This window comes from Allobosea sp. GW821-FHT10B12, from assembly GCF_059415545.1.
Genome location: NZ_JBWKNL010000011.1, coordinates 1 through 12,950, shown reverse-complemented (window position 1 = coordinate 12,950; position 12,950 = coordinate 1). Strand labels below are relative to the sequence as shown.

Annotated in this window: 11 protein-coding genes; 9 read left to right on the top strand and 2 right to left on the bottom strand. The window is 67.5% G+C overall.

All coding sequences use genetic code 11. The features are described 5' to 3' along the window. The 4 genes from cyoB to AC07O0_RS26380 are packed head-to-tail and all read left to right on the top strand — an operon-like array spanning window position 1 to window position 3,771. A complete protein-coding gene (gene cyoB / locus AC07O0_RS26395) occupies window positions 1-2,001 on the top strand; it encodes a cytochrome o ubiquinol oxidase subunit I (protein ID WP_494627213.1) in 2,001 nt (666 codons plus the stop codon). 9 nt (window positions 2,002-2,010) lie between these two features. Beyond that, entirely contained in the window at window positions 2,011-2,640 is a 630-nt protein-coding gene (cyoC, locus tag AC07O0_RS26390) for a cytochrome o ubiquinol oxidase subunit III (RefSeq protein ID WP_494627211.1), read from the top strand. After that, window positions 2,637-3,014, top strand: coding sequence for a cytochrome o ubiquinol oxidase subunit IV (gene cyoD / locus AC07O0_RS26385; protein WP_494627209.1), 378 nt, complete (start codon window positions 2,637-2,639; stop codon window positions 3,012-3,014). Before cyoC ends, cyoD begins: the two co-directional genes overlap by 4 nt. Before the next feature lie 10 nt (window positions 3,015-3,024). Next, window positions 3,025-3,771 (top strand): SURF1 family protein, encoded by a 747-nt coding sequence (locus AC07O0_RS26380; RefSeq protein ID WP_494627208.1) that lies wholly within the window; start codon window positions 3,025-3,027, stop codon window positions 3,769-3,771. An 18-nt stretch (window positions 3,772-3,789) separates the two neighbouring features. On the opposite strand, the gene AC07O0_RS26375 is transcribed toward AC07O0_RS26380, so the two are convergent. Next, on the bottom strand, window positions 3,790-4,683 hold the full coding sequence (locus tag AC07O0_RS26375; RefSeq protein ID WP_494627207.1) for a helix-turn-helix transcriptional regulator: 894 nt from the start codon (window positions 4,681-4,683) through the stop codon (window positions 3,790-3,792). A gap of 229 nt (window positions 4,684-4,912) precedes the next feature. Between AC07O0_RS26375 and AC07O0_RS26370 the strand changes: the two genes are divergently transcribed. The 5 genes from AC07O0_RS26370 (at window position 4,913) to AC07O0_RS26350 (ending at window position 11,999) form a co-directional block, all read left to right on the top strand. Beyond that, window positions 4,913-7,129 carry a TonB-dependent siderophore receptor gene (locus tag AC07O0_RS26370; RefSeq protein ID WP_494627205.1) on the top strand — a complete coding sequence of 739 codons (2,217 nt, stop codon included), beginning with the start codon at window positions 4,913-4,915 and terminating at the stop codon, window positions 7,127-7,129. Window positions 7,130-7,198: 69 nt separating this feature from the next. Continuing rightward, window positions 7,199-8,089 carry an ABC transporter substrate-binding protein gene (locus AC07O0_RS26365; RefSeq protein WP_494627203.1) on the top strand — a complete coding sequence of 297 codons (891 nt, stop codon included), beginning with the start codon at window positions 7,199-7,201 and terminating at the stop codon, window positions 8,087-8,089. Beyond that, entirely contained in the window at window positions 8,082-10,079 is a 1,998-nt protein-coding gene (gene fhuB, locus AC07O0_RS26360; protein WP_494627201.1) for a Fe(3+)-hydroxamate ABC transporter permease FhuB, read from the top strand. Before AC07O0_RS26365 ends, fhuB begins: the two co-directional genes overlap by 8 nt. Next, window positions 10,072-11,151 (top strand): DUF2218 domain-containing protein, encoded by a 1,080-nt coding sequence (locus AC07O0_RS26355; RefSeq protein ID WP_494627199.1) that lies wholly within the window; start codon window positions 10,072-10,074, stop codon window positions 11,149-11,151. Before fhuB ends, AC07O0_RS26355 begins: the two co-directional genes overlap by 8 nt. Further along, window positions 11,151-11,999: an ATP-binding cassette domain-containing protein gene (locus AC07O0_RS26350; RefSeq protein WP_494627198.1), complete on the top strand. Its 849-nt coding sequence runs from the start codon at window positions 11,151-11,153 to the stop codon at window positions 11,997-11,999. The genes AC07O0_RS26355 and AC07O0_RS26350 overlap by 1 nt, the downstream gene beginning before the upstream one ends. 15 nt (window positions 12,000-12,014) lie before the next feature. Here the strand turns inward: AC07O0_RS26350 and AC07O0_RS26345 are convergent, their stop codons facing one another. Beyond that, the gene (locus tag AC07O0_RS26345) at window positions 12,015-12,719 is read right to left on the bottom strand and encodes a L,D-transpeptidase (RefSeq protein WP_494627196.1); all 705 of its coding nucleotides are present in this window, start codon (window positions 12,717-12,719) and stop codon (window positions 12,015-12,017) included. Between the last annotated feature and the right edge of the window lie 231 nt (window positions 12,720-12,950).

Genomic DNA, 12,950 nt, shown 5'->3' with positions numbered 1-12,950 from the left:
ATGACCTCCTACCCCGACTGGTGGAAGCTCCTCTTCGGACGCCTCACCCTCGAATCGTTCCCCTATCACGAGCCGATCCTGGTCGTGACCTTCGCGGTGGTCGTGCTCGGCGGGCTCGCGCTCGTCGCGCTGATCACGAAGTACAAGCTCTGGGGCTATCTCTGGCACGAGTGGTTCACCAGCGTGGACCACAAGAAGATCGGGGTCATGTACATGATCCTCGGCGTGATCATGCTGCTGCGCGGCTTCGCCGACGCGCTGATGATGCGCGGCCAGCAGGCGATCGCCTTCGCCGGCAACGAGGGCTATCTGCCGCCGCATCATTACGACCAAATCTTCACCGCCCATGGCGTGATCATGATCTTCTTCGTGGCGATGCCCTTCGTCACCGGGCTGATGAACTATGTCGTGCCGCTGCAGATCGGCGCGCGCGACGTCGCCTTCCCCTTCCTCAACAATTTCAGCTTCTGGATGACCGTCGGCGGCGCCGTGCTGATCATGGCCTCGCTCTTCATCGGCGAGTTCGCCAAGGTCGGCTGGCTCGCCTATCCACCGCTCTCTGGGGCCGCCTACTCGCCCGGGGTGGGCATGGACTATTATCTCTGGGGTCTGCAGATCGCGGGCATCGGCACGACCCTGTCGGGCGTCAACCTGATCGCGACCATCGTCAAGATGCGCGCGCCCGGCATGGACCTGATGAAGATGCCGATCTTCACCTGGACCTCGCTGTGCACCAACGTCCTGATCGTCGCGACCTTCCCGATCCTGGCGGCGACGCTCGCACTGCTGACGCTCGACCGCTATGTCGGGACCAACTTCTTCACGAACGATCTCGGCGGCAACCCGATGATGTACGTGAACCTGATCTGGATCTGGGGCCACCCGGAGGTCTACATCCTGATCCTGCCGCTCTTCGGCGTCTATTCCGAGGTTGCCTCGACCTTCTGTGGCAAGCGCCTCTTCGGCTACGCCTCGATGGTCTATGCGACGGTGGTCATCACCATCCTGTCCTACCTAGTCTGGCTGCACCATTTCTTCACGATGGGCTCGGGCGCCAGCGTGAACTCCTTCTTCGGCATCACGACGATGATCATCTCGATCCCGACGGGCGCGAAGATCTTCAACTGGCTGTTCACGATGTATCGCGGCCGCATCCGCTTCGAGCTGCCGATGATGTGGTTGCTCGCCTTCATGATCACGTTCGTCATCGGCGGCATGACCGGTGTGATGCTCGCGGTGCCGCCGGCCGATTTCGTGCTGCACAACAGCCTGTTCCTGATCGCCCATTTCCACAACGTCATCATCGGCGGCGTGGTCTTCGGCGTCTTCGCCGGCATCGCCTACTGGTTCCCCAAGGCCTTCGGCTTCAAGCTCGACACGTTCTGGGGCCACCTCTCCTTCTGGTTCTGGGTGGTCGGCTTCTACGTCGCCTTCATGCCGCTCTACATCCTCGGCCTGATGGGCGTGACGCGGCGCCTCAGCCGCTTCGAGGACCCTTCGCTGCAGATCTGGTTCGTGATCGCGGCGTTCGGCGCGGTGCTGATCGCGCTCGGCATCGCCTGCTTCCTGATCCAGATCGGCGTCAGCATCCTGCGCCGCGAGCAGTTGCGCGACACGACCGGCGATCCCTGGGACGGGCGCACGCTGGAATGGTCGACCTCCTCGCCGCCGCCAGCCTACAACTTCGCCTTCACGCCGATCGTGCACGACCATGACAGCTGGGCCGACATGAAGAAACGCGGCTATCGCCGTCCGCTTGCAGGCTTCCGGCCGATCCACATGCCGAGGAACACCGGCGCCGGCGTGATCATCGCCGGGCTGGCGACGATCTGCGGCTTCGCGCTGATCTGGTACATCTGGTGGCTGGCGGCGCTCTCCTTCGTCGGCGTGCTCGCGGCCGTGATCATCCATACCTTCAACTACGATCGCGACTTCCATATCCCGGCCGACGAGGTCGTGCAGGCGGAAGACGCGCGCACCCAGCTTCTGGGCCGGGCCTGAGGGGTAATGATGGCTAAGGCGACAGCGCAGACCGCGGACGGAGCTCCGGCGTTCTACGTCACCGAGGAGGAGCACGCGCACTCCGGCGGCTCGACCATGCTCGGCTTCTGGCTCTATCTGATGAGCGACTGCCTGGTCTTCGCAGTCCTCTTCGCGACCTATGGCGTGCTCGGGCGCAACTACGCAGCCGGGCCGTCCGGCGCCGACCTGTTCGACCTGAAGCTGGTGGCGGTCAACACCGCCATGCTGCTGTTCTCCTCGATCACCTATGGCTTCGCCATGCTGGCGATGGACAAGGGCCGGCAGGCAGCGGTGCAGGGCTGGCTGGTGGTGACCGCACTGTTCGGCCTCGCCTTCCTCGGGATCGAGCTCTACGAGTTCGCGCACCTGATCCACGAGGGCGCGACGCCGATGCGCAGCGCCTTCCTGTCCTCCTTCTTCACGCTGGTCGGCACCCACGGTCTGCACGTTACCTTCGGCCTGATCTGGCTCGCCGTGCTGATGACGCAAGTGTCGAAGCACGGGCTGATCGAGGCCAACCGGCGCCGGCTCCTGTGCCTCTCGATGTTCTGGCACTTCCTCGACGTCGTCTGGATCGGCGTCTTCACCTTCGTCTACCTGATGGGCGTGCTGAAATGAGCCAGAACCAGGCCGAGGCCCATGGTGGCCATGATGACGGGCACGACGCCGACCATGTGCCGCATGGCAGCCTGCGCGGCTATATCACCGGCTTCCTGCTCTCCGTCGTCCTGACCGCGATCCCGTTCTGGCTCGTCATGAACGACGTGCTGGGCAATTCGACGCTGACGGCGATCGTGATCATGCTCTTCGCCGCCGTGCAGATCGTCGTCCACATGATCTATTTCCTGCACATGAACGGCCGCTCGGAAGGCGGCTGGACGATGCTGGCGCTGATATTCACGATCATCATCGTGGCGATCGCGCTCTCGGGCTCGCTCTGGGTGATGTACCACCTCAACACCAACATGATGCCAGACCTGCACAGGATGTGAGGCCGGGCCCGTGCCAGCAGACGCAGAGGGCGCGGGACGCGGTGGCGTTGCGCGGGCTGTCTTCGTCGCCGGGCTTTGCCTCGCCACGCTGGTCTTCACCGGCCTCGGCATCTGGCAGCTCCAGCGGCTGAGCTGGAAGCTCGACCTGATCGCCCGCGTCGAGGCGCGTCTCGCGGCTGCGCCAGTCGCAGCGCCAGGGTCGGCGGAATGGAGCGGGCTCACCGTCGCAGCCGACGAATACCGCCGTATCGTCCTGCAAGGGCGCTATCTCGACGCGCCGGAGACGCTGACCATGGCGGTGACGGAGCACGGCCCCGGCTTCTGGGTGCTGGCGCCGTTCCGGACGGAGGCTGGCTTCACCACCCTCGTCAATCGCGGCTTCGTGCCGGAGGGCAGGCGCGCGCAGGAGGACCGGCGCAAGGTCGCTGGCAGCGAAGCGGCGGTGACGGGGCTGCTGCGGCTGAGCGAGCCGGATGGCGGCTTCCTGCGCGCCAACGACCCGGTTGCCGGCCGCTGGTATTCGCGCGACGTCGCGGCGATCGCGCAAGCCCGGGAGCTTGGCCCGGTCGCGCCCTATTTCGTCGATGCCGACGCGGCGACTGAGCCAGGCCCGCTGCCGCTGGGCGGCATGACCCAGGTCGCCTTCCGGAACACCCATCTGGTCTACGCGCTGACCTGGTTTTGCCTCGCGCTGATGAGCGCCGGAGCAGTCGCGTACCTGTTCAGGAAAGGACCGGAAGAGCAGGCATCGGCCTGACGCGAGCGCCGCGCCGGATCAGCTTTGGCGCCCTGCCGCCGCACCGCGACGCCAGGCCGCCGGTGTCTCACCGACCATGCGGCGGAAGACGCGGGTGAAATGCGCCTGATCAGAAAAGCCGGCATCGGCCGCGATCTCGGTCAACGGCCGATCGCCCGCCGCGAGCAGGCGCTGGCCGCGCTCGATGCGCGCCTTGAGCTGCCATTGATGCGGCGGCAGGCCGGTCGAGGCCTTGAAGGCGTGGCTGAAATGCGATTGGGACATGCCGACGAGCTCGGCGAGATCCTGCAGCCGGATCGTGCCGGCCGCATGCTCGCTGATGTAGTCGGTCACCGCCTCGAGCTGCCAGCCGCTCAGCGGCGCGCGCCGGCGCGGCGCACTGGCCCGCACGCCGAACAGGTCGATCAGCACGGCGAGCACGAGCCCGTCGCCATAGAGGTCATGGCGGGCATCCGGCTCGGCGCATTCATCGGCGATCAGCCGCGCCAGCGTCAGGATGCGCGGATTCGAGAAGGCGATGCGTGGCTGCGCCAATCGCTCCGGCGACAGCGCCTCCCCCAGCCGCTCGCTGACAGTCGCGGCGTCGAAGTGCAGATCGAGATGGCGGATGCGCATGCGCTGCTGCGTGCGTCCCCAGACCGGAACGCCGGCCGGCATGAAGCTGATGGCATTGGCGCGGGCGCTGCTGGAGATACCCGGCTCGTTCGGATTGAGCCGCGTCTCGAAATGGCCGCCGACCTTGTCGAGCACCACGAACAGGCGCGGATGCTCGGAGACGTATTCGCCGCTGGCGCCCGCCTGGCATTCGGCCTGCCAGAGATCGGCGACGACGCCGTTCCAGACCCGGTATTTCAGCGCGCCGATGACGCTGATGCCCTCGCGGACCGAACGCATGCGCGGCTGGAAACCCATCTCTAGCCTCCGAGGCGGCGAGAAAGCGCCTTGCGGCGCGTGATCAAAATGCAACGTGGTCAAGACAATTGTAGACGCGCGCCCAAGATCGTTCAATGCATGACAGGAACGATCAATCCCGCCCGGCATGTTGCTGATATTGCCCAACGGAAAGCTGAACCCCGCCTTTGAACGATTCTAAATTTAATCAGTTCTGAAATGGCGGCATTTGCTGGGGCCGGAAGTGCAAATGTGCTACACGCAAAAGATGAAGACTAGATTTATTCTTGGGTCGACTGTTTCGCTCGCCGTGCTCGGCGCCAGCGCGGCCCTGGCGCAGGGCCAGCCCGCTCCGACCGTGCAGCTCGACACGATCACCGTCGAGGGCGATGGCGGCACGACGACCGGGCCGGTCAACGGCTATGTCGCGACGCGCTCGGCAACCGGCTCGAAGGCGAACACATCGATCCAGGCCATCCCGCAGGCCGTCTCGGTGCTCGGCCGCGACGAGATCGACGACCGCAAGGCGCTCAAGGTCGACGAAGCGCTGCGCTATACCGCCGGCGTCGCCGCCCAGACCTTCGGGCCCGATCCCGATACCGACTGGATCTTCATCCGTGGCTTCCAGGCGACGCAGACCGGCGTCTTCATGGACGGGCTGCAGCTCTATTCCTACGGCTTCGGCGGCTTCCAGATCGACCCCTTCCTGCTCGAGCGGGTCGAGGTGCTGAAAGGCCCGGCCTCGGTGCTCTATGGCGGCTCGACGCCCGGCGGCATCGTGAACCTCGTCAGCAAGCGCCCGAACGGCAAGAACTTCGGCTATGTCGAGGCCGGCATCAACAATTGGGGCAACGCCTATCTCGGCCTCGATGTCGGCGTCAGCGACAAGCAGGGCATCTGGAGCACCCGCCTGACCGGCAAGCTCTCCGGCGGCGACCAGTACACCGACTACTCCAAGGATTTCCGCGGCGTGCTCATGCCGCAGATCAGCTACCAGCCCAATGGCGCCACCCGCTTCACCGCCTATGGCATGTATGCCGCGCTCGACCAGGTCCATGTCGGCGGCGGCTTCCTGCCCTATATCGGCACGGTGAGGAACGCGCCCTTCGGCAGAATCCGGCGCGAAGCCTTCTATGGCGAGCCCGCGATCGACGATCAGGAGCGCACCCAGGCCCTGCTCGGCTACGAATTCCAGCATCAGTTCGCCAACAACTGGAACTTCACCCAGAACCTGCGCTACGGCGTGATGAAGGGCTCGCAGCTCGGCCCCTACGGCTTCGGCTATTCCGGGCCCGATGCGCCCTTCGGTGATCGCCTCCAGCCGCTCGGGCCCGACTACCAGCTCTATCGCATCGGCTTCCAGGAGCGGACGCGGGTGCGGACCTTCACGGTCGACAACCGCATCGACGGCAAGGTGGTCACCGGGCCGCTCGAGCATTCGCTGCTCTTCGGCGTGGACTACAAGTACTTCAATATCGACCACACCCAGGCCTCGGGCGGTGCGACCACGATCAGCGTGACCAATCCCGCCTATGGCGCGGCGCAGGGCCCGACCGGCGTCTATCTCAACCAGGACCTGAAGCATCACCAGATCGGCTTCTACGCCCAGGATCAGATCCGCTTCGGCGGCGGCTTCCTGCTGACGCTGAACGGCCGCTACGACTATGTCGACAAGAAGTCGGTCAGCCCGGCCGGCCTGCTGTTCTCGCCGACCTATGAGAAGAAGGAGGCGTCCTGGAGCGGCCGCGCCGGCCTCGGCTACGAGTTCGCCAATGGCCTCACCCCCTATGTCAGCGCCGCGACCTTCTTCACCCCCGTCTTCGACGCGGTGCCCAATCTGCTCGGCGGCCCCGGCCAGCCCTTCCGGCCGGAGGAAGGCCAGCAGTTCGAAGCCGGCGTGAAGTACAAGCCGAGCTTCATGGACGCGCTGCTGACGGCTTCGGTCTTCCACATCACCAAGCAGAACGTGCTGAACCCGGCGCCGACCGCGCTCAACCCGTTCGCGCAGCAGCAGCTCGGCGAGGTCACTTCGCGCGGCTTCGAGTTCGAGGCCAAGGCCAACATCACCAAGGACCTGAAGGTTCTGGCCTCCTTCACCGCCTTCGACCTGAAGACGACGCGGGACACGCGGCCCTTGCTGGTCGGCAAGACGCCGGTCGTCGTGCCCGAGGTCACTGCCTCGGCCTGGCTCGACTACACCGTGCCGGAGGGCGCCTTCAAAGGCCTGGGGCTCGGCGCCGGCGTCCGCTATGTCGGCAGCTCCTACGCCAATGCCGAGAACTCCCTGAAAGTGCCATCGGCGACCGTGGTCGATGCCGCGATCCGCTACCAGATCGGTAATTGGGGCATGGCGCTCAATGTCACCAACCTGTTCGACAAGGTCTATGTGAAGAGCTGCAACGGCCAGTCCGGCTGCGGCTATGGCGACGCCCGCACCGTGACCGTCTCGGCCAATTATCGGTGGTAGAGCCCTCTTGCCCGAATGCCTTGGAGGCCGCGGTCCGCCGCGGCCTTTGCCCGTGATAGACCCGCTGACATGACCGATCGCAGGACCTTGCCGAGACGACGCGATGCACTCGCCATGCTGGCGGCGGCAGCGCTGCCATCGTCGGCTCGCGCCGCCGGCCTGCGTGTCGCCACCGTCGACTGGTCGGTGCTGGAGACCCTGCTCGCGCTCGGCATCGCCCCGGTCGCTGCCCCCGAACTGCTGCAGTTCGGCGAGGTCGCGGTCGAGCCCGCCGTCCCGGCGACCGTCACCGATCTCGGCCTGCGCGGCACCGTCAATTTCGAACTGCTGCTGCTCTCCCGGCCGGAGCTGATCTACTCGTCGAGCTTCTATGTCAGCTCGGAGCCCAGGCTCACCCGCATCGCGCCGGTCGAGCGCTTCTCGATCTATGCGCCGGGCCGGCCACCCTATGAGCCGGCGGCGGCGATGATGCGCAGCATCGGCGCCCGCCTCGGCAGGAGCAACCAGGCCGAGCGCTACATCGCGGCGACCGAGGCGGAGTTCGCAAGCCTGCGCGAACGGCTAAAGCCGCATGCGCAACGTCCGGTGATCCCGATCAATCTCGGCGATGCCAGGCATTTCCGCGTCTTCGGCGCCGACAGCATGTTCGGCGAGGTTTTGAAGCGGCTCGGCCTCGCCAATGCCTGGACCGACGATACCAGCTATTCGGCGATGGCGCCGGTCGGTCTCGAAGTGCTGGCGCGGATTCCGGACGCCTGGATCGCCCTGATCCCGCCGGTTCCGCCGGGCGCGCTGGAGGTGCTGTCGGCCAGCGCCTTCTGGAACGCCCTGCCCAATCTGCGCGAAGGGCGGCTGCTGCAGCTCGCCTCGATCAATCCCTATGGCGGCCTGCCGGCGGCGCGGCGCTTCGCCCGCCTTCTCAGCGAAGCTCTGCTGGCGAAGGCAACGGCGCATGGCTGAGGCAGCCATGGCGATCCCCTCGCAGCCGCATCGCGGTCCCGGCCTCTGGCTGCTGGCCACGCTGGCGGCTGCGGTACTGTTCGCCGCCGTCGTGATGACGCGCCCGCCACTGCCGACCCCGGCCGAGTTTGCGCGCCCGCTCGAGCAGATCCTCCTCTGGCACAGCCTCGTGCCGCGCTCCGTCACCGCGCTGATCTGCGGCGCCGCGCTCGGGCTTGCCGGCCTGCTGCTGCAGCGCGTCCTGCGCAACCCGATCGCGGATGCCTCAACGCTCGGGGTCGTCTCGGGCGCGCAATTGGCGCTGACGGTGGCGACGGCTTACGCCCCGGTCGTGATCGCCGCATCGCGCGAAGCCGCCGCGCTCGCCGGCGCGATCCTCGCCGTCGCTTTCGTGCTCGGCCTGAGCTGGCGGCGCGGGCTCGAACCGCTGACGGTCGTCCTCTCCGGCATGGTCGTCTCGCTGCTCACCGCGGCGCTGAGCGCGACCATTGTCCTCGCCAAGGGCGATTATGTGCTCTCGCTCTTCATCTGGGGGGCCGGCTCGCTGCACCAGCAGAGCTGGGATGCGGCGCTCGCGCTCGGCCCGCGCCTGCTGCTGTGCTGGCTTGCTGCGGCGCTCTTGCTGCGCCCCCTCGCTCTACTTGGGCTCGACGATGGCACCGCCCGCAATCTCGGCCTCGCCTTGCACGCCACGCGCTTCGCCGTGCTCGCCGTGGCGATCTGGCTCGCCGCCAGCGTCACCGCCGAGGTCGGCATCATCGGCTTCGTCGGACTGGCCGCGCCGGCGCTGGCGCGCGAAGCCGGCGCCCGCACGCCGCGCCAGCTTCTGCTCGCCACGCCTGCTGTCGGGGCATTGCTGCTGTCGATCACCGACAGCGCCGTGCAATTGCTCGGCTCTGGCTTCAACGATCTCGCTCCGACCGGCGCTGCCACGGCGCTATTCGGTGGGCCGCTGCTGCTCTGGCTGATGCGCCGCGTCCCGCCGACCCCGCCTGCTCAAGCCGTCGACGCCATGGCGCCGACATATCGGATCGGCCGTTCGCGTCCGGCCTTGATCGGCCTCGCCGCCACGATCGCGATCGTCGGCGTACTCGGCCTCGTCCTCGGGCGCGGACCGCAAGGCTGGGGGCTGGCGATGGGTGACCTCTTCACCGAGCTGCTGCCTTTCCGCGGGCCACGCCTCGTCGCGGCCGGTGCCGCCGGAGCCTTGCTCGGCGCCGCCGGCTGCCTGATGCAGCGCCTCACCGCCAATCCGCTGGCCGGGCCGGAGGTGCTCGGCGTCAGCGCCGGCGGCGGCGTCGGGCTGACGCTGGCGCTCGCACTGTTGCCGTTCAGCCCGTTCTCGATGCTGCTCGGTATCGCCGGCGGCTCGCTTACCGTGCTCCTCGTCATGCTGGTGCTGGCGGGGCGGCCGGGTATCGGCTCGCAGCGCCTGCTGCTCGCCGGCATCGCCATGGGCGCGCTCTGCATGGCCCTGGTCTCGACCGCGCTCGCCAAGGGCGACCTGCGCGCCTATGTGCTGCTGACCTGGCTGTCGGGCTCGACCAACCGCGCCGGCGAGATCGAGGTCTGGGTCGGGCTGGCCAGCTGCCTCGTGCTCATCGCGCCGCTCTTCCTGGCGACGCGCTGGCTCGACCTGATGCCGCTTGGCGAAGCGACGAGCCGCAGCCTCGGGCTCTCCATAACAGTCAGCCGCCTCGTCCTCGCCGCCGTCGCGGCGCTGGCGACGGCGGTCGCCTCACTGCTGATCGGCCCGCTCAGCCTGATCGGCCTGATCGCGCCGCATCTGGCCCGCCTCGCCGGCTTTGCGCGCGGTCGCGAGCAGCTGATCGCCTCGATCCTGATCGGCTGCGGCGTGATGATCCTGGCCGATTGGCTCGCGCGCCTCGTCGCTTTCCCCTATCAGGTGCCGACCGGATTGTTTGCGGCCCTGATCGGCGGGCCCTATCTGATCTGGCTGTTGAACCGCACGGGACGCCGGCATGGCTGACGAAACGACGCTGCGCGCGAGCGCGCGGGTCGCCTTGAGCGATCCGGCCGGCATGCTCGAACGGCTCTGCGACCACTTCGTCGCCCACGGCACGGTCACGCGGCAGGAAGCTGGCGCGCGCCTCGAAGGACCGTTCGGGACGGTCGAGTTCGAGGCCGAGACGGATGCACTGCGCATTGCCATCGCCTCGCCCAACGAGAGCAGTCTCTTCGTCGTCAAATCCTCGGTCGCCGAGCACCTCGTCGAGTTCGCGGAAGGCGAGACCATCACGCTGGGCTGGCTGGGCGACGCCGCCGGCGAGACCCGCATCCCCTATTTCTGCGAGGTCGTGGTGCGCCGCGCCCGCGACATCACCCCGGCGATGCGCCGCGTCACCCTCGCCTGCGATGATCCCAACCATTTCACCAGCGGCGGCCTGCATGTGCGCGTGCTGATCCCGCCGCGCGGACGTGCTCCGGTCTGGCCCAGCGTCGGCCCCGATAGCCGGGTGATCTGGCCGGCGGGCGAGGATGCTCTGGCGAAGCGGACCTACACCATTCGCTCGATCGATCATGCCCGCGGCGAGCTCGACATCGACATCGTCCTGCACGACGACTCCCCGGGCTCGGTCTGGGCGCGCGTGGCGAAGGCGGGCGATCGCGTCGGCCTGCTCGGCCCGGGCGGCGGCGATGTGATCCCGGCGGACTGGTATCTGCTCCTGGGTGACGAGACGGCGCTGCCGGCGATCGCGCGCATCGCCGAGGAGTTGCCGAGCTCCGCTCGCGCCAGCATCGTCATCGAGGTGGCGGATGCGAGCGAGCAGCAGGAGATCGCCTCCGAGGCGGCGATCGAGGTGACCTGGCTGCACCGCGACGGAGCGCCGGCCGGCTCGACCGACCTGTTGCCGCAGGCGGTGCGCGACATCGCCCTGCCGAAGCAGGGCACGCCCTTCGTCTTTGCCGGTTGCGAGCAGGCGGCGGCGCGCGCTATCCGCAAGCATCTGCGAGCAGAAAAGCAGCTGCCGAAGGACCGCCATCTCGTCGCCGCCTATTGGCGCCGGGGCCACGCCGATGTTCACGATCATGGTGAGTGATGCAGACTGAAGCCTTTGCGAGCGCCGCCAAGCCTCCCCTCGCCGTACCTTTTACTGTCGAGACGGCGCCGGCGAGAGAGCCCCTGTTCGCGCTCAATGCCGTCGATTTCTCGATCACGGGCCGCACCCTGCTCGAGCCGCTGACGCTCGATCTTCCGGCGGGCCGGGTGATCGGCCTGCTCGGCCATAACGGCTCCGGCAAGTCGACGCTGCTGAAGCTGCTGGCCCGGCAGCAACGCCCGTCGCGCGGCAGGCTGAGCTTCGCCGGGCGTCCGATCGAGAGCTGGGACAACCGCGCCTTCGCGCGCCGGGTCGCCTATCTGCCGCAGCAGACGCCGCCCGCCTCCGGCATGCTGGTCAAGGAGCTGGTTGCGCTCGGGCGCTATCCCTGGCATGGCGCGCTCGGCCGCTTCGGCCAGCGCGATCGCGACAAGGTCGCTGAGGCCATGGCGCTCACCGATATCGAGCGCTTCGCCGACCGCCTGGTCGACAGCCTCTCCGGCGGCGAGCGCCAGCGCGCCTGGCTCGCCATGCTGGTGGCGCAGGATGCCGAGTGCCTGCTGCTCGACGAGCCGATCGCGGCGCTCGACCTCGCCCACCAGCTCGAAGTGCTGACGCTGGTGCGGCAGCTCTCGCATCAGCAGGGCTTGGGCATCGTCGTCGTGCTGCACGACGTCAACATGGCCGCCCGCTTCTGCGACGAGATCGTCGCGCTCCATTCGGGCCGGCTCATCGCGCGGGGCACGCCCGAGCAGATCGTCCGATCGGAGATCCTGCAGGCGATCTATGGTGTCGAGGTCGGCGTGATGCCCCATCCGGATGGCGGCAGGCCGCTCGCCTTCATCTGACGGGCTCGCAATCCGTCACACCGGCAGCACGGTGACCGGCGTCCCCGGCGCGACGCGGGCATAGAGGTGGATGATGTCCTGGTTGATCATCCGGATGCAGCCGGAGGAGACATTGGTGCCGACGGTATAGGGCTCGGTCGTGCCGTGGATGCGGTAGCCGAGATCGCGCCCCTCGCCGAAGAGATAGAGGGTGCGGGCGCCGAGCGGGCTCTTCGACCCACCGCGTACGCCGAGGCCGCGCGGCGTCGGCTCGAGCTGGGCCCTGATCTGCGGATCGCGCGCGATCATCTCCTGCGGCGGCACCCAGTCGGGCCAGTCCCGTTTCATGTTGATCTTGGCCTGGCCGGTCCAGCCGAAGCCCTCGCGGCCGACGCCGACGCCATAGCGCGTCGCGACCCCTTGCGATTCGACGAAATAGAGATGGTAGGAACCGGGATCGACGACGATCGAGCCCGGCGGTTCGGCGCCGCGGAACTCGACGGTCTGGCGCAGATAGCGCGGCTCGATGCTCGCATAGTCGATCGGCGGCACGGGAAAACGCTCGCCCGGATATTCGATGTAGACCTGCGCATAGTTCGGGCGCGCCAGGGTGCGCGTTGAACTGCGCCCGCTCGGAGCACCGATGTCAGGTAGCGCTGCAATGCTCCCGCCGCCGCAGCCGGCAAGGCCGGGGGCGAGGAGCGAGAGGGAGGATATGGTAAAGGACCGGCGGCTCAGCATGGACACATCTCAGGCAAGGCTTTCGCAAAAGCATCGACTTAGATGGTTACGAGCCGATGAACGCTGCCATGCCGATCTCGGCTGCCCTCCTCCTCAGAACCGCATGTCGATCCTGCCCTTGAGGGCGTGGTCTCTGGAGCGCTCGCCGATGGCGGCGGAGTAGGTCAGGCCGAGCGCGGTGGCCTGCGAGATGCGCCAGTCGAGGCCGGCTTCGGCGGTGAGGGCGTTGCG